Below are 16,154 nucleotides of genomic sequence, written 5' to 3' on the forward strand. Positions count from 1 at the left end.
CTCGTGCCGATGGGTGTGTGGGCCGGCGGCCGTACCCGTGCCGGCGGCCGTGCGCATGCCGACGGGCGTGGTTCCGGCCGGATCACGCCCCCTTCGCGCGGGCGGGACACCGGGAGGCGGAACTCCCCGCCCGCCTTCTCCGCCGGGGGCACCGCCGGGCGCCGGGTGCGAAAGCTCCGGAGGATGCGGCGCCCCGGTGCCCGCCGGCGGACCGGCGGAAAGCCCGCGGGGTGCGGGCACGCGCGTCGGCCGCGCACGGACCGACGGCCCCCGCCGTGCCCACCGGTCGGCGGGCACGGCGGACCGGTTCCCTACGAGGACCGCTCCTCGCGCTCCACCTGGGCGTTCCACTCGCGCTTGACCGCGCGCCACGCCTCGTCCGACTGACCCAGGCGCCAGTAGCCCGAGATCGACAGGCGCTCCAGCGGGACGCCGCGGTCCCTGCGCAGGTACCGGCGAAGTTCCCGCACCGCGCCGGCCTCGCCGTGGACGAACGCGTGGACGGCGCCCCCGGGGAAGTCCAGGTCCCGCACGGCCTCGACCAGCGCCTCGCCGACCGGACGGCCGCGGCGCGGCAGCCAGCGGACCTCCGCACCGGCCGGGGCGTCGATCTTCAGCTCGTCCTCCGCCCCGTCCACCTCGATGAACGCGTGCGCCACGGCGCCGTCCGGCAGTGCCTCCAGCGCCGCCGCGATCGCGGGCAGGGCGCTCTCGTCCCCCGCCAGCAGATGCCAGTCGGCCTCCGGGTCCGGCGCGTACCCGCCGCCCGGACCGATGAACCGGACCGTCTCGCCGACCCGCGCCCGTGCCGCCCACGGCCCGGCCAGCCCCTCGTCGCCGTGCACCACGAAGTCGATCGTCAGCTCCCGCCCGACCGGGTCCCAGGCGCGCACCGTGTACGTGCGCTGCGCCGGCCACCGGTCGCGCGGCAGTTCCTCGCGGATCCGCTCCAGGTCGAACGGCTCGGGGTACGTCACACCCTCCGGAGGGAACAGGATCTTGACGTAGTGGTCGGTGAGGCCGCTGGTGGCGAAGGAGTCCAGTCCCTCGCCGCCGAGCACGATCCGCACCATGTGCGGAGCGATCCGCTCCGTGCGCACCACCTGTGCCTCGTGGGCCTTCGGTGTCCTGCGGGACGGCTCATCCGCCACGGCGTACTCCCCGGAGAGTGGTTTCTTAGGCATGCCTAAGCTAACACTTCATCGGGGGAGGGCGGCGAGCAGGCGCTCCAACGACCCGCCCAGGCGCCACCTTTCCGCCAAAGCGCGCAGCGCCTGCGGATCCTTCGGGCCGGCCGGCAGCGCCGGATCGAAGGGCGGCAGCGGAACGTCGTCCGCGACCCGCACCACCTTCGGCGCGACCGCCAGGTACTCCCGCGCCCCGTCCAGACGCCGCCGCTGCGCCGGGGTCAGCCCCGACGCCGGGTCGTCCACCGCGGCGACGACCCCCGCCAGGTCCCCGAAGGACTCCAGCAGCTTCGCGGCGGTCTTCTCACCGACGCCGGGCACCCCCGGCAGCCCGTCGCTCGGGTCGCCCCGCAGCGTGGCGAAGTCCGCGTACCCCGGGCCGTCCACGCCGTACTTGCCGCGCAACCACTCCCCGTCCACCACCTGGAGCGTGCCCACGCCCTTGACCGGGTACAGCACCCGCACCCCGCGCGCGTCGTCCACCAGCTGGAACAGGTCCCGGTCGCCCGTGACGATGTCCACCGGCCCGGCCGCCCGGCCCGCGAGCGTGCCGATCACGTCGTCCGCCTCGTACCCGGCGACGCCCACGCGCGCGACGCCCACCGCGTCCAGCACCGCCTCGATCACCGGGACCTGCGGCGCCAGCGTGTCCGGCACCTCCTCCTCGTCCGGTGTACCGGGACCCGTCTCCGCGGCGACCCGGTGCGCCTTGTACGAGGGGATCAGCTCCACCCGCCAGGCCGGCCGCCAGTCGGCGTCCATGCAGGCCACGAGGGTGTCCGGGCGGTGGTCGACCACCAGCCGGGCGATGAAGTCCAGCAGGCCGCGCACGGCGTTCACCGGCGTGCCGTCCGGAGCGCGCACCGAGTCGGGAACCCCGAAGTGGGCCCGGAAGTACAGGGAGGGGGTGTCGAGCAGGAGACACCTGCTGGCTGGGGTCGGCATGCGGTCAGGATCGCACGCCGAACCGCCGCGCCCGGAACCGCCGGGAGGCCGCCGCCGGGCGGGCCGGCGCGGGGCCCGGCCGGCCGCTGACGGGGCCGCGGGACCGCGCCGGGGGAGCCCGGGTGCCGCCTCCCGCCCGGGTGCGGCATCGCGCGCTCCCGGCCGCGCCCCCGGCCGGATGGCCGGCGCAACGCTTCGGCCGTTTGCGCTACTCGGGGGGTACTCGCGCTGCGTAAGGTTGTCGGGAGAGGAGGGAAGGGAGGGAAGACATGGACGACAAGGAGACACCGCGGGTCGGCGCGGCCGTGCGCAGGAGGCGCAGGGCGCTGTCGTTGACCCTCGCCGCCGTGGCCGAGCGCAGCGGCCTGTCCGTGCCCTTTCTCAGCCAGATCGAGAACGAGCGCGCCCGCCCCAGCACGCGCTCCCTGGAGTGCATCGCCGACGCGCTGAAGACCACCGCCGTCGAGCTGCTCGACGCGGGCGACGCCGCCCGCACGGTCGACGTCGTACGGGCCGCGGCGTGCGCCGACGACCCGGGCGCCCCGGCCGGCGTCCGCGCGCTGGTGCGCGGCGAGCACCAGATGCACGCCGACGAGTTCACCGGCGAGCACGACGCCGGCCGCGAGCTGGTCCTCCGCAACGACGCCCTGCTGTACGTCGCCGACGGCACCGTCGAGGTGGAGGCCGAGGGCCGCGCGTACCGGCTGGAGCGCGGCGACACGCTCTACCTGTCCGGCGGGGTCCGCCACCGCTGGCGTGCCTCCGGGCCCGGCACACGCGTCCTGGCCGTGTCGGTGGCGCCCCACATGGAGGCGGCGGAGCGGTGATCCGCGTCGTCTCCCTGGTGCCGTCCCTCACCGAGGCCGTCGCCGTGACCGCGCCCGGGGCCCTGGTCGGCCGCACCGACTGGTGCACCCGTCCGGCGGGCCTCGAAGCGCCCCGGATCGGCGGCACGAAGAACCCGGACGTCTCCGCGATCACCGCGCTCCGCCCCGACCTCGTCGTCGCCAACGAGGAGGAGAACCGTCCCGGCGACCTGGCCGCCCTGCGCTCCGCCGGCCTCGACGTCCTGGTCACCGAGGTCCGCGGCCTGGAGCAGGCGCTGCGCGAGCTGGACCGGGTCCTGCGCGCCTGCGGCGTCCCCTCCAGGCCCCGCTGGCTCGACGAGGCCGAGGCCGCCTGGGCCGCGCTCACCCCGGACGGGCCGCCCCGCGCGGCGGTCGTGCCGATCTGGCGGCGGCCCTGGATGGTGCTCGGTCGCGACACGTTCGCCGGCGACCTCCTCGCCCGCCTCGGCGTCGCCAACGTGTACGCGGACCATCCCGAGCGCTACCCGCGCGTCCCGCTCGACGAACTGCGCGCCGGCGGCGCCGACCTGGTCGTCCTGCCCGACGAGCCGTACCGGTTCACCGCCGACGACGGGCCCGAGGCGTTCGGCGGCCTGCCCGCCGCGCTCGTCGACGGCCGGCACCTCACCTGGTACGGGCCGTCCCTCGTCCATGCGCCCCGGGTACTGGGGCGGGCCCTGCGAGCAGCGATCCGTTGACCAGGCCGCGCACCGTCCCCGACGCCGCCGCCAGCCACCCGGCGGCCAGCAGGGCGTAGAGCGCCACCGCCGTCCCGCCGAGCGCCGCCAGACCCGTGTGCCGGGCCAGCGCCGCCGTGCCCGTCACGCACGTCCCGACGGGGAAGGTGAACGCCCACCACGTCATCGCGAAGCGCATCCCGCGCCGCCGGGCCCGCACCACCAGCGCCCCGGCCAGCGCCAGCCACAGCAGCGCGAACCCCGCCACCGGCAGTCCGTACGCCACGGCGAGCCCCCGCGCGTACGGCACGCCCGGCGCCGCGTCCGCGAGGGCGCCCGCCGCGGTCACCGACTGGCCCAGCGGCCCCAGGACCAGCAGCAGCGCCGGCACCGCCGCGTCCGGGGGAGGACCGGCCGTCACCAGCCGGCTGAAGACCGGCGGCAGGATCAGCAGCGTCGCCAGCAGACTCATCCCGAACATGCCGTGGCAGCCGGCGAGCAGCGTCGCCCGCGCCTGCCCCTCCGGGAGGTACGGCGCCAGCGGCGGCCCGGTGGCCGCCGACACCATCGGCGCGACCACCGGCAGCAGCCACAGCGGCGACGGCGCCTCGACGCGGTGCCGCACCACCATCAGGTACGGGACGCCCACCGCCACCACCAGGCCGGCCACCGTCCCCGACACCCACAGCGCGGCCGACAGGGCCACCGCCGGCCCCTCGCCGAGCCGGTCCCTCCCCAGGAGCAGCGTTCCGCCGCCGACCGAGGTCAGCGCCATCGACAGACAGCCGTAGAACGGCGCGACCGCCGGGTCCAGCAGGTGTGCCCGCGCCTGGTCGCGGTGGCGCGCCCAGTGCACGGCCCGGGCGCCCAGCAGCACGGCCAGCGCCAGCAGCGCCAGGGCCCACAGCGCCGTACAGGCCGTGCGCAGACCCGGCGGGCGCAGGGGCAGGCCGGCCCCCGCGGTGCCGAGGATCCCGGTGCCCATGACGGCGGCGTAGAAGTTGGGGCCCAGGTGCCGCACGCCGACGGCGCGCGGGCGCGGGCGCGGGCGGGTGCGGAGCGGGAGCCGGGGACGGGGCTGGGGGCGGACGGCGGTGGCCATGGACCCACCCTCCCCGGACGGAACCCCCCCGACCAGGGGTCTTGTCTCTATGAACCCATAAGCTGGTTTTATGACCCTCTCCCATCGCGTGCCCGACCTCGGATCCCTGGAGCTGCTGCTCGCCGTCGCGCGACACGGCAGCCTCGGCCGGGCGGCCCGCGAGGTCGGCATCACGCAGCCCGCCGCCAGCGGCCGCATCCGCTCCATGGAGCGGCGCCTGGGCGTGGCCCTCGTCGACCGGTCGCCCCGGGGCTCCCGGCTCACCGAGGCGGGGGCGCTCGTCACCGACTGGGCGCGGCGCGTGGTGGAGGCGGCGGAGGCGTTCGACGCGGGGGCCCAGGCGCTGCGGGACCGCCGCGACTCCCGGCTGCGCGTCGCCGCCTCGATGACCATCGCCGAGTACCTGCTGCCCGGCTGGCTCGTCGCCCTGCGCGCCGAGCGGCCCGGCACGGCCGTGTCGCTGCGGGCGGGCAACTCCGCCGCCGTCGCCGCCCTGCTGCTCGCGGGGGACGCGGACCTCGGGTACGTGGAGGGCCTCGCCGTGCCGGACGGGCTGGACGGCGTGGTCGTCGCCCGCGACCGGCTGGTGGTCGTCACGGCGCCGTCGCACCGCTGGGCCCGGCGCCGGGCCGCGGTCGCGCCCGCGGAACTGGCCGGGACGCCGCTGGTGCTGCGCGAGTACGGCTCGGGGACGCGGCAGGTCCTCGACTCGGCGCTGGCCGCGCACGGGGGGCTCGCGGCGCCGCTGATGGAACTGGCGTCGACGACGGCGGCGAAGGCGGCCGCCGTGAGCGGTGCCGGGCCGGCCGTCCTCAGCGAACTGGCGGTCACCGAGGAACTGGCGTCCCGTCGCCTGGTGGAGGTCCCGGTCGAGGGCGTCGACCTGCGCCGCGCCCTGCGCGCCGTGTGGCCGACCGGTCCCCGCCCCACGGGTCCGGCGCGGGACCTGCTGTCCCTGTCGCGGACCCGCTGAGCCCCGCGGGTCCCGCTCTCCCGGCTCCGCGCCTGCCGCGTCCCCCGCGCCGCCGCGCTTCCCGCGCCGGCCCCCGTCGTACCCGCACCGCCGAGGCCCGGCGCCGGCCCTCCTCCCGCGCCTCCCGCACCGGAACGGCCCGTGCCGCGCCGGCCGGGGACGGGCGGGCACCGGCCCGGCGCCCCCACCACCCCGCTCCGGGTGCCGACTACCCTGACGTCATGAGCATGACGACATCGCCGGGCTGGTACCCCGACCCGGCGGCGCCCGCGGTGGAGCGCTGGTGGGACGGTACGGAGTGGAGCGGGCACACCCGCCCCGCGGACGGCCCGCCGCCCGCGGCGGTCGTCGTCCCCCCGAAGCGGTTCGGCGGCCGGCCCGCCCGGGTCGCCGTCGCGGCGCTCGCCGTGGCGGCGGTCGCGTCCGCCGCGGTCCTCCTCCGCCCCGGCGGGGAGACCCCGACCGCCCCGCCGCCCTCCCCGGGGGCCGCCGCCCCGTCCGTCCCCGCACCGTCCGCGTCCGGCCCGGCGGCCGGGCCGTCCGCCGCCCCGGCCGAGGGCGGCGCCCTCCTGGTCGACCAGCTCAACGGCGTCGGCCTGCCCCTGCCGAAGGGCTGGGAGAAGGCCGAGCCCGGCATCGACCAGGCCCCGGCCATGGTCACGGCCGGCGACCACCGGTGCCCCGACGGCACCCGCCCCTGCCACCCCGGCCGCGTCCTGTCCCGCACGCTCGCCTCCGCCGCCCCCACCCACCGGGCGATGGCCGAGGCGGACGTCGCGCAGGCCGCCGAGCAGCTGTACGGGGAGGACGCCCTCGACGGCAGGCCGTACGGCGGCGTCACCGGCCACCGGGTCGTCGCCGCCCGCGAGACCGTCGTCGCGGGCCGCACCGGCTACCTCGTCCGCTGGCGCGCCACCACGGGCAGGGGTCCCGGCGGCCACGTCCAGTCGCTGGTCTTCCCGTCGCCCGGCGGCGCCGAGCAGCCCGTCGCCGTGCGGTTCGCCTTCGACGCCGGGCCGGACGGGCCGCCGCTCTCCGTCATGGACGAGATCACCCGGGGGATCCGCCCCCTCGACGGCCCCGCGACCGGCGGCGTGGGAAGCAGCCTCGCCCCCGGGGACGGCGGCCGGCCCGGGGCCTACAGGAACGTCCGCCCCTCGCCCCGGTAGGTGGGCACGGCCGCCGTCACCCGCTCGCCCTCGATCAGGTGCAGCCGGTCGAACCGCTCGCACAGCTCCCCCGCCTTGGCGTGCCGGAACCACACCTTGTCGCCGATCAGCAGGTCGTCGGCGGTCGGGCCCAGCAGCGGCGTCTGCACCTCGCCCGCCCCCTCCATCGGGTCGTACCGCAGTCCTTCCGGCAGGTACGGCACCGGCAGCCGGTCGCGGCCCGGCGCGCCCGACGCGGGGTACCCGCCGCCCAGCACCGTCACGACGCCCACGCCCGGCCGGCGCACCACCGGCTGCGCGAACAGGGCGGCGGGCCGGCCGCTGAACGACGTGTAGTGGTCGAACAGCCGGGGCACGTACAGCCCCGACCCCGCCGCGACCTCCGTCACCGCCTCCTCGGCCGCCGTGTGCTGCACGCTCCCGGTGCCCCCGCCGTTCACGAACTCCAGGTCCGGTGCCACGGCCCGCACGGCCGCCACCACGGCCGCCCGCCGCTCCGCCAGCTCCCGCCGCGCCACCGACTGCATCAGCCGCACCGCCCGCGACCGCAGCGGCCGGCCCGCCACCGCGTCGCCGACCCCCGCCACGTGCCCCTCGTACGCCATCAGCCCCACCAGCCGGAATCCGGGCCGGCGCGCCACGGAGCGGGCGAGATCCGCCAGTTCGGCCGGCTCCCGCAGCGGCGACCGCAGCGCGCCGACGCGTACGCGCCCGCCGAGCAGCCGCAGCGACACGTCCAGCTCCAGGCAGATCCGCAGCTCCTCCCGGCCGCCCCCGCGCGCCGCCTCGATGAGGTCCAGCTGCGCCGGGTCGTCCACCGTCACCGCGACGGCGCGCGCGAGGCGGGCGTCGGCGGCCAGTTCCGCGAAGCCGGCGCGGTCCGCGGACGGGTACGCCAGCAGCACGTCGTCGAAGCCGGCCCGCGCCAGCCACAGCGACTCGTCCAGGGTGAACGACATCACCCCCGCGAAGCCGGGCCGCGCCAGCACCCGCTCCAGCAGCGCGCGGCAGCGCAGCGACTTGCTCGCGACCCGGACCGGCTTGCCCCCGGCGCGGTGGACGAGGTCGCCGGCATTGGCGTCGAAGGCGTCCAGGTCGACGACGGCGAGCGGAGCACCGAGGTGTGCGACGGCCCGGTCGTAACGGGTGCGATCGGTGGCGTGGGGAGTCATGGACCAGAGGGTGCCAGGCCCTGTTACCGGTGGGTAGGGGGCTGTGGGCGGGACGTTCCGGTCAGATCCGCCCCGAGGTGCGGCCGTGTTCCCCCGGGCCCGCCGGCAGCCTTTAGAGTGACGCCTACACGCCGGAACGGGCCTGCTCCGACGGCGTCACCGGTACGAGCACGAGGGGAGGCGGATGAGCACCGAGGCACGGCGCCCGGCCCCCGGCCCGACTCCCCGGAGGGGACCGCGACCCGCCCCCTCCCCGTTCCTCCCCGCTCCGCCCCGGCCCGCCCGGCCCGGACGGAGGACGGGCGGGGCGGGGACCCCCGCCGCCCGGTGCCCCCGCCCGCCGGCTCCCCGCCCCGGGACGCCGCCGCGGCGCCTTCCCGGCCCCCCCGCCCGCACGCCCGCGGATGCGGTGCCCGGCGGCGGCCCCCGCCCGCCCGGGCCCGGCACCCCGGCGGCCCCGGGCGTGTCCGGCGGCACGGTACCCGGACCCGCCGGTGCCGACCGGACGCCGGCCGGGGGCGGGGCGCCCGCCCGGCCCCCGGCCGCCCCGCCCGCCCGGCGAGAGGGCGCGGCCGCGGTCCCGGGCACGAGCGCCCGCCCGGCCCCCGGAGGCGAGCCGCACCAGCCGGCCGCCCCCGCACCGGCGCCGCGGCCCGGTGGCTCCACCGCCCCCGCGGGGCGCCCGGCCGCCGCCCGGGACCGGGTCCGCGACGGCGACCGGGCGCCCGCCCCCGACGGCCGTCCGCTCCCGGTCCGGTGCCGCGGGAGCCCGCCGCCCCGGTCCCACCGGGCGCCGCCCTCCCGGCCCCCGCCGACCCGCCGCTCGGGGGCGGGGCGCCCGCCCTGCCCGACCCGCGCCGCGCGGAGCCCGGCGGCCGGCCCCTGCCCGCCGCGCGGCCCCCCGCCGCGGCCCCGGCGCCGTACCCGCCGGCGTACTGGGCCGTCCCGCCCGAGACGTCCCGCGAGACGACCGTGCGGCTGCGGCCCGTCCCCGCCCCGCGCCGCTCCGCGCGGACCGCGGCGGCCGTCGCCTGCCTCGTCCTCGGGATCGGGCTCGTCGCCGGGTCGGCCGCCGGGACCTGGGTGCTCCGGGACCCCGGCGGCGCGCCCGGCCGCACGCCCTACACCGAGGCCGCCGCGCTCTGGCACAGCGTCCCCGTCGACTCGCTCTTCCCCCGCGTCCTCGAAGGCGCGGACGCAGGCCCGGGCGGGGCGGACCGCTCCTGGACGCGGGTCGCCGTCGCACCCGACGCGCCTTGCGCCGCCGTGCTCCGGCCGCGGCTCGCCGCCGCCCTCGCACCCGCCGGTTGCCTGCGCGTGCTCCGCGCCACCTACACCGACGCGACCTCCAGCAGCGTCACCACCGTCGGCCTGGTCTTCACGGAGGGCGACGCCGCCGGCATGACCGCCCTGCGCGCCCGCTTCACCGACGGCGGCCTCGACAGGAGCCCCGACCTCATACCCCCCGCGTTCGCCGCCCCCGGCACCGTCGCCGCCGGGTTCGGCGACGCCCAGCGGGCCAGCTGGCACGTCAACGTCCTCACCGAGGTCCCCGTGGTCGTGTACGGCGTCTCGGGCTTCGCGGACGGCCGCCCCGTGCCCCGGCCCGAGCCCGCCCGGCAGGCGACGGCCGAGGGCCGGACCACCGCCCCCGCGCAGGCCGGGCTCGGCCACGAGGCGCGCGGCCTCGCCGACCGGACGGAGCGGGCCCTGCGCGCGGCGGTCGCCGGAGCGGTCGGGGGACCCGCGGGGAAGGGGGAGCGGTGAGGCACGCCCGCACCGCCGGCACGGCGGGCACCGCCCGGCTGCTCCTCGCCGCCCTCACCGCCGCCGCCCTCGCGCTCCTCCCCGCGGCCCCGGCCCGCGCGGACGGCATCCGCGCCCGCCAGTGGGGCAACGAGGCGATCAACGCCGAGCGGGCCTGGGACACCACCAGGGGCGAGGGCGTCACCGTCGCCGTCCTCGACACCGGGGTGGACGGGACCCACCCCGACCTCGTCGGCAACGTCCTTCCCGGCAGGGACCTCGTCGGCTTCGGCGCCCGGCGCGGCGACCGGGCCTGGGCCCGCCACGGCACCGCCATGGCCGGCATCATCGCGGGCCACGGACACGGTCCGGGCAACGGCGACGGAGTCGTCGGAGTCGCCCCCGAGGCCAGGATCCTCCCCGTCCGGGTCATCCTCGAAGGCTCCGACGGGGCGCGCGCCCGCGCCCGCCAGACCCGCGGCGGCGCCCTGGCCCAGGGCATCCGCTGGGCCGCCGACCAGGGCGCCGACGTGATCAACCTCTCCCTCGGCGACGACAGCGAGTCCGCCCACCCCGAGGCCGCCGAGGACGCCGCCGTCCAGTACGCCCTGGCCAAGGGGGCCGTCGTCGTCGCCTCCGCCGGCAACGGCGGCGAGAAAGGCGACCGCGTCTCCTACCCCGCCGCCTACCCGGGCGTGATCGCCGTGACCGCCGTCGACCGCTACGGCGCCCCCGCCCCGTTCTCGACCAGCCGCTGGTACGCCGCGGTCAGCGCGCCCGGCGTCGACGTGGTCATCGCCGACCCCGACCGCAGGTACTACGAGGGCTGGGGCACCAGCGCGGCCGCGGCGTTCGTCTCCGGCGCCGTCGCCCTCGTCCGCGCCGCCCACCCCGGCCTCACGCCCTCCCAGATCAGGAAGCTGCTCGTCGACACCGCGCGCGACGGCCCCCAGGAGGGCCGCGACGACCACAAGGGGTACGGGACGGTCGACCCGGCCGCCGCGATCGAGGCGGGCGCCGCGCTCCGTCCCGCCGACCTCAAGGCGGCCGCCGCCGGCTACGACCGCCGGTACTTCGGGCCCGGCCCGCGCCGCGACCCCGAGCCGGGGGAACCCGTCGGCCTCCTCGCCCCGGTCGCGGGCGGAGCCGGCGTGCTGCTGGTGGCGACCGCCGCCGCGCTGTGGCGCGGAGGGCGCCGCACGGGGTGAGCAGGCCGCCCGGATAGGCTCGGCGCGTGGCGCTCAAGGACATCCCCGACCCCGGTTTCCCCGACGACGACGGCTCCGCCGACCCCCGGCTCGCCGAGGCCCTCGCGGCCTGGGCCGAGGACCGCGGCGCCGAGCCGCGCGTGCTGGAGGCGCTGAAGGGGGCCCGGCTCCTCGTCCCCGTCGTCGCCCTCCTCGGCGAGGTCGAGGAGGACGGGAACGGCCTGCGCCGCGAGAAGACCAGCGACATGGCCGTGCCCACGCTCACCGCGGGCGACCGCCGCGCACTGCCCGCCTTCACCTCCGCCGACGCGCTGGCCCGCTGGGACCCGGCGGCCCGCCCCGTCGCCGTACCGCTCCACCGGGCGCTCCAGGCGGCCGCCCACGAGAAGGCCGACACGCTCCTCCTCGACCTGGCGGGCCCGGTGCCGTACGAGCTGACCGGCCGGGCGCTGCTCGCCCTCGCCGAGGGCCGCACCGGCACCGACCCCCTCGCGGACCCCGCCGTCACCGCCGCCGTGCGCGCGGTCGTCGCCGCCGAGCCGGCGGTGCTGCGCGCGCACCTCCGGCGGGGCGGCGGCGCGGACGGCACGCTCGCCCTGGTCCTCGCCCCCGACGCGGTCCCGGCGGAGGCCGCGCGCCGCGTGGCGACGGCCCTGGCGGCGGACGGGACGCTGAGGGCCCGCCTGGTGCGGGGCCTCGACCTGGCGGTGCTGCCGGCCGGGGCCGCCCCGCCGGGCGAGCCCTTCTACGCGAGGGGGTAGGGGAGGGGCCGGATCAGCCGAAGACCGGGCCGGTGTACTTCTCGCCCGGCCCCCGGCCCGGCTCGTCCGGCACCAGCGACGCCTCGCGGAACGCCAGCTGCAGGGACTTCAGCCCGTCCCGCAGCGGCGCCGCGTGGAAGGAGCTGATCTCCGTCGCACTCGCGTCCAGCAGACCCGCCAGGGCGTGCACCAGCTTGCGGGCCTCGTCGAGGTCCTTGTGCGCGTCGCCCTCCTCGGTCAGCCCGAGCTTCACGGCCGCGGCGCTCATCAGGTTCACCGCGACCGTGACGATCACCTCCACCGCGGGGACCTCCGCGATGTCGCGGGTCATGGCGGCGAAGTCGGGGCCGGGTTCGCTGGGCGTGGCGTCACTCATGCCCCACACGATAGGCGGTCGCGCCACCCGCCCGGCCCCGCCGGCCCGGTTGGGTCCACCGGCGGGCAGCTGGTAGCCTGGTGTGACGACCGGCCGGAACCGATGAGTTCCGGCCCACAAGTGGAGGCTCCGTCTCCCACCTGGCCACCCCCCGGGGCGGCGGGTCACCGGTCAGGCGGCGCCCATCGTTCCGTACGGACGATGGACCCGCCCGAGTACAGCGCCCCGCGGCACGCCGTGGCGGTGCTCCGGTATCGCCAGGAGCCCCGCCTGTGTCCCGTCCGGGGCATTTTTCATGCACCGGCGCGGTTGGTCTCAGAACAGACGTTACGCGTCCGTCCGCCAGGCGGTCGCGTGGTGCTACCGAGGAGGATCCATCAGCGCCGAGCCCCGCATCAACGACCGGATTCGCGTTCCCGAGGTGCGACTTGTCGGTCCCAGCGGCGAGCAGGTCGGAATCGTTCCGCTCGCCAAGGCCCTGGAGCTTGCCCAGGAGTACGACCTCGACCTGGTCGAGGTCGCGGCGAACGCCCGTCCGCCCGTGTGCAAGCTCATGGACTACGGCAAGTTCAAGTACGAGTCGGCCATGAAGGCCCGTGAGGCGCGCAAGAACCAGGCGCACACGGTCATCAAGGAGATGAAGCTCCGGCCGAAGATCGACCCGCACGACTACGACACCAAGAAGGGTCACGTCGTCCGGTTCCTCAAGCAGGGCGACAAGGTCAAGATCACGATCATGTTCCGCGGACGCGAGCAGTCCCGGCCGGAGCTCGGCTACCGGCTCCTGCAGCGGCTCGCGGAGGACGTCCAGGACCTCGGTTTCGTCGAGTCGAACCCGAAGCAGGACGGCCGCAACATGATCATGGTTCTCGGTCCGCACAAGAAGAAGACCGAGGCCATGGCCGAGGCCCGCGAGGCGCAGGCCGCCCGCAAGGCGGAGCGCCAGGGCCAGCCCGCCCAGGCGGATCCGTCCGCCGAGTAGCCCGCAAGGCCGTGTCCGGGGCATCCCGCCCGGGACCCGAAACCGATCCACCTGACGCTCCCGCGCGCCGGTCCCCGGACCGGCTGGGAGCGCCACTGACGAGGAGATGACGGCGCTATGCCGAAGAACAAGACGCACAGCGGTGCCAAGAAGCGCTTCAAGATCACCGGCTCGGGCAAGGTGCTCCGCGAGCGCGCCGGCAAGCGCCACCTGCTCGAGCACAAGTCGTCCAAGCTGACGCGCCGCCTCACCGGCAACGCCGAGATGGCCCCGGGTGACAGCGCCAAGATCAAGAAGATGCTGGGCATCTGACCCCGATCACCTGATCCGAAGCCCCCGGAAGCCGGGACCCATTCGTTTCCGGGCCGTGTGACCGTTCCCGCGGCCCCGCTACAAGGAGTCAACAAGTGGCACGCGTCAAGCGCGCAGTCAACGCTCACAAGAAGCGCCGTGCGATCCTCGAGCAGGCCAGCGGTTACCGCGGCCAGCGCTCCCGCCTGTACCGCAAGGCGAAGGAGCAGGTCACCCACTCGCTGGTCTACAACTACAACGACCGCAGGAAGCGCAAGGGCGACTTCCGCCAGCTGTGGATCCAGCGCATCAACGCCGCCGCCCGCGCCAACGGCATCACGTACAACCGCTTCATCCAGGGTCTGAAGGCCGCCAACGTCGAGGTCGACCGCAAGATCCTGGCCGAGCTCGCGGTCAACGACGCCACCGCGTTCGCCGCCCTCGTCGAGGTCGCCCAGAAGGCCCTCCCGAGCGACGTCAACGCACCGAAGGCCGCCGCCTGATCCCCCGGGCCGCCGTTCTTCCGACCGGACCCGCAGGCCCCGAGCCTGCGGGTCCGGCGCGTTCGCCGTCCCGCCACGACCCCGACCCCGCAGTCAGAAAGAGCCGCCGAGCACCATGGGAACCCCCGAGCTGATCTCCCCGCGTTCCCCGCGCGTCGCCGCTGCGCGGCGCCTCGCCAAGCGGAACTTCCGGAGCAAGGAGCGCCGGTTCATCGCCGAGGGGCCGCAGGCCGTCCGCGAGGCCGCCGGGCACCGGGGGCCGGACGGCGAGCCGACGCTGCGCGAGCTCTTCACCACCGCCGAGGCGGCCACCCGGTACGCCGCCATCGTCGACGCCGCCCGCGCCGCCGGGGCCCGCGTCCACCACGCCTCCGACGCCGTCCTCGCCGAGATCTCCCAGACCGTCACCCCGCAGGGCATCGTCGGCGTCTGCGGCTTCCTCGACTCGCCGTTCGAGGCGGTCCTGGCGGCCCGCCCCCGGCTGGTCGCCGTCCTGGCCCACGTACGCGACCCCGGCAACGCCGGCACCGTCCTGCGCTGCGCCGACGCGGCCGGCGCCGACGCCGTCGTCCTCACCGACGCCTCCGTCGACCTGTACAACCCCAAGTCCGTCCGCGCCTCCGTCGGCTCCCTCTTCCACCTGCCGGTCGCCGTCGGCGTTCCCGTCCGGCAGGCCGTCGCCGGCCTGAAGGCCGCCGGGGCCCGCGTCCTCGCCGCCGACGGCGCCGGCGCCGACGACCTCGACGCCGAGCTCGACGCGGGCACCATGGGCGGCCCCACCGCGTGGATCTTCGGCAACGAGGCCTGGGGCCTTCCGGAGGAGACCCGCGCCCTCGCGGACGCCGTCGTCCGCGTCCCCATCCACGGCAAGGCCGAGAGCCTGAACCTGGCGACCGCCGCCGCCGTGTGCCTCTACGCCTCCGCCCGGGCGCAGCGGGCGGCCGGAGGGTGCCGCCGCGTCACCCCGAGCTAGTAGGGTGACGGGCTCGGAGACCCGTCGCGCGACACTGAGGGTGGGGACACGGGGATGACGCTCGGCACGAGCAGCCACGCGGAGGACCGCGGCGCCTTAACGCGCCGGGCGGCCCGCCGCGGCGCCCCCGCGCGCGACCCGGGCGCCCCCGCCGTCCGGGAGTGCGACCCGGACGACATGCCCGACGGACTCGTCGTCGCCGACGCCGACGGCCGGATCGCCTGCTTCAACGCCCAGGCCGCCCGGATCACCGCCGTCCCCCGCGAGCGGGCGCTCGGCCGCCCCCTGGAGGAGGCCCTCCCGCTGGAGGACCTCAAGGGGCGCCGCTGGTGGCCGCTGACCGACCCGTACGGCGGCCTCGCCATCCGCACCGGCCAGCCCGAGCGCTACCTGCTGCTGCCCGGCGGCCGGGAGGTCCTCGTCGCCGCCCGGTACGTGAGGGACGAGCCGCTCGGCCCGGTCCGCCGCGTCGTGGTCACGCTCCGCGGCGCCGAGGCCCGCCGCCGCAACGAGCGCAGCCACGCCGAGCTGATCGCCACCGTCGCCCACGAGCTGCGCTCCCCGCTGACCTCCGTCCGGGGCTTCACCCAGACCCTCCTCGCCAAGTGGGAGCGGTTCACCGACGACCAGAAGCGGCTCATCCTGGAGACCGTCGACGCCGACGCCAACCGCGTCACCCGGCTCATCACGGAGCTGCTCGACATCTCCCGCATCGACTCCGGCCGGCTGGAGGTGCGCCGCCAGCCCGTCGACGTCGCCGCCGCGGTCGGCCGCCACGTCCAGGGGCTCACCGCCCGCGGGCAGCCGCCCGACCGCTTCTTCGTCCGCGTCCGCCGCCCCCTGCCCGAGCTGTGGGCCGATCCCGACAAGGTCGACCAGATCCTCGGCAACCTCCTGGAGAACGCCGTGCGGCACGGCGAGGGGACCGTCACCGTCGAGGTGGCGCCCACCGGTCCGCAGGACGACGAGACGGGAACGGCGGTCACCGTGAGCGACGAGGGTCCCGGTATCCCCGAGGAGTCGATGGGCCGCGTCTTCACCCGCTTCTGGCGGGGGAGCACCCGCGGTGGCACCGGCCTCGGCCTGTACATCGTCAAGGGACTCGTCGAGGCCCACGGCGGCACCATCACCGTCGGCCGCGCCCCCGCGGGCGGCGCGGAGTTCCGATTCACCCTGCCCGTGGGAGCCCCGACGTACCTGACCCGTGGGATCTGATCCCGCCGGTCCGGACCCGGTGGAGC

The 16,154-nt window shown here is 77.4% G+C and carries 17 protein-coding genes; 12 read left to right on the forward strand and 5 right to left on the reverse strand.

Annotated elements, in window-relative coordinates:
- Positions 1 to 311 precede the first annotated feature (311 nt).
- On the reverse strand, positions 312 to 1,151 hold the full coding sequence (locus LUW75_RS20635; protein WP_250337749.1) for a siderophore-interacting protein: 840 nt from the start codon (positions 1,149 to 1,151) through the stop codon (positions 312 to 314).
- Between the two features lie 48 nt (positions 1,152 to 1,199).
- On the reverse strand, positions 1,200 to 2,132 hold the full coding sequence (locus LUW75_RS20640; RefSeq protein ID WP_250336944.1) for a 5'-3' exonuclease: 933 nt from the start codon (positions 2,130 to 2,132) through the stop codon (positions 1,200 to 1,202).
- A 269-nt stretch (positions 2,133 to 2,401) separates the two neighbouring features.
- Between LUW75_RS20640 and LUW75_RS20645 the strand changes: the two genes are divergently transcribed.
- Together LUW75_RS20645 and LUW75_RS20650 are read left to right on the forward strand one after the other, a co-directional pair.
- Positions 2,402 to 2,959, forward strand: a complete 558-nt coding sequence (locus LUW75_RS20645) for a helix-turn-helix domain-containing protein (protein WP_250336945.1) — start codon at positions 2,402 to 2,404, stop codon at positions 2,957 to 2,959.
- Positions 2,959 to 3,678, forward strand: coding sequence for a helical backbone metal receptor (locus tag LUW75_RS20650; protein ID WP_250337750.1), 720 nt, complete (start codon positions 2,959 to 2,961; stop codon positions 3,676 to 3,678). The genes LUW75_RS20645 and LUW75_RS20650 overlap by 1 nt, the downstream gene beginning before the upstream one ends.
- Here LUW75_RS20650 and LUW75_RS20655 read toward each other — a convergent pair.
- On the reverse strand, positions 3,605 to 4,759 hold the full coding sequence (locus LUW75_RS20655) for a TDT family transporter (RefSeq protein ID WP_250336946.1): 1,155 nt from the start codon (positions 4,757 to 4,759) through the stop codon (positions 3,605 to 3,607). The two genes, LUW75_RS20650 and LUW75_RS20655, sit on opposite strands and share 74 nt — an antisense overlap.
- Positions 4,760 to 4,829: 70 nt before the next feature.
- On the opposite strand from LUW75_RS20655, the gene LUW75_RS20660 reads away from it, so the two are divergent.
- Both LUW75_RS20660 and LUW75_RS20665 read left to right on the forward strand, forming a co-directional pair.
- Positions 4,830 to 5,732, forward strand: coding sequence for a LysR family transcriptional regulator (locus LUW75_RS20660; RefSeq protein ID WP_250336947.1), 903 nt, complete (start codon positions 4,830 to 4,832; stop codon positions 5,730 to 5,732).
- Positions 5,733 to 5,953: 221 nt separating this feature from the next.
- On the forward strand, positions 5,954 to 6,901 hold the full coding sequence (locus LUW75_RS20665) for a DUF2510 domain-containing protein (protein ID WP_250336948.1): 948 nt from the start codon (positions 5,954 to 5,956) through the stop codon (positions 6,899 to 6,901).
- Here LUW75_RS20665 and LUW75_RS20670 read toward each other — a convergent pair.
- Positions 6,871 to 8,073 (reverse strand): amino acid deaminase/aldolase, encoded by a 1,203-nt coding sequence (locus tag LUW75_RS20670; protein ID WP_250336949.1) that lies wholly within the window; start codon positions 8,071 to 8,073, stop codon positions 6,871 to 6,873. The genes LUW75_RS20665 and LUW75_RS20670 overlap by 31 nt on opposite strands.
- A gap of 756 nt (positions 8,074 to 8,829) precedes the next feature.
- Between LUW75_RS20670 and LUW75_RS20680 the strand changes: the two genes are divergently transcribed.
- From LUW75_RS20680 to LUW75_RS20690, 3 genes are read left to right on the forward strand one after another with little or no spacing between them, the layout of a single operon-like run.
- A complete protein-coding gene (locus LUW75_RS20680) occupies positions 8,830 to 9,840 on the forward strand; it encodes a hypothetical protein (RefSeq protein WP_250336950.1) in 1,011 nt (336 codons plus the stop codon).
- Complete coding sequence (mycP, locus tag LUW75_RS20685) at positions 9,837 to 11,027, forward strand: type VII secretion-associated serine protease mycosin (RefSeq protein WP_250337751.1); 1,191 nt, start codon at positions 9,837 to 9,839, stop codon at positions 11,025 to 11,027. Before LUW75_RS20680 ends, mycP begins: the two co-directional genes overlap by 4 nt.
- Positions 11,028 to 11,053: 26 nt before the next feature.
- Positions 11,054 to 11,788: an SseB family protein gene (locus tag LUW75_RS20690; protein WP_250336951.1), complete on the forward strand. Its 735-nt coding sequence runs from the start codon at positions 11,054 to 11,056 to the stop codon at positions 11,786 to 11,788.
- A 13-nt stretch (positions 11,789 to 11,801) separates the two neighbouring features.
- On the opposite strand, the gene LUW75_RS20695 is transcribed toward LUW75_RS20690, so the two are convergent.
- Positions 11,802 to 12,164 carry a DUF1844 domain-containing protein gene (locus LUW75_RS20695; RefSeq protein WP_010476247.1) on the reverse strand — a complete coding sequence of 121 codons (363 nt, stop codon included), beginning with the start codon at positions 12,162 to 12,164 and terminating at the stop codon, positions 11,802 to 11,804.
- 295 nt (positions 12,165 to 12,459) lie between these two features.
- Here LUW75_RS20695 and infC point away from each other — a divergent pair, with 295 nt between their 5' ends.
- The 5 genes from infC (at position 12,460) to LUW75_RS20720 (ending at position 16,128) form a co-directional block, all read left to right on the forward strand.
- A complete protein-coding gene (gene infC, locus LUW75_RS20700) occupies positions 12,460 to 13,146 on the forward strand; it encodes a translation initiation factor IF-3 (RefSeq protein ID WP_250336952.1) in 687 nt (228 codons plus the stop codon).
- Positions 13,147 to 13,263: 117 nt separating this feature from the next.
- A complete protein-coding gene (gene rpmI, locus LUW75_RS20705) occupies positions 13,264 to 13,458 on the forward strand; it encodes a 50S ribosomal protein L35 (RefSeq protein WP_010476245.1) in 195 nt (64 codons plus the stop codon).
- A gap of 95 nt (positions 13,459 to 13,553) precedes the next feature.
- Positions 13,554 to 13,940, forward strand: coding sequence for a 50S ribosomal protein L20 (rplT, locus tag LUW75_RS20710; protein ID WP_250336953.1), 387 nt, complete (start codon positions 13,554 to 13,556; stop codon positions 13,938 to 13,940).
- 115 nt (positions 13,941 to 14,055) lie between these two features.
- Positions 14,056 to 14,913, forward strand: a complete 858-nt coding sequence (locus LUW75_RS20715; RefSeq protein WP_250336954.1) for a TrmH family RNA methyltransferase — start codon at positions 14,056 to 14,058, stop codon at positions 14,911 to 14,913.
- Between the two features lie 54 nt (positions 14,914 to 14,967).
- A complete protein-coding gene (locus LUW75_RS20720) occupies positions 14,968 to 16,128 on the forward strand; it encodes a sensor histidine kinase (protein ID WP_250336955.1) in 1,161 nt (386 codons plus the stop codon).
- Positions 16,129 to 16,154: the final 26 nt, after the last annotated feature.

The sequence above is a fragment of the Streptomyces sp. MRC013 genome, assembly GCF_023614235.1.
Classification (GTDB): domain Bacteria; phylum Actinomycetota; class Actinomycetes; order Streptomycetales; family Streptomycetaceae; genus Streptomyces.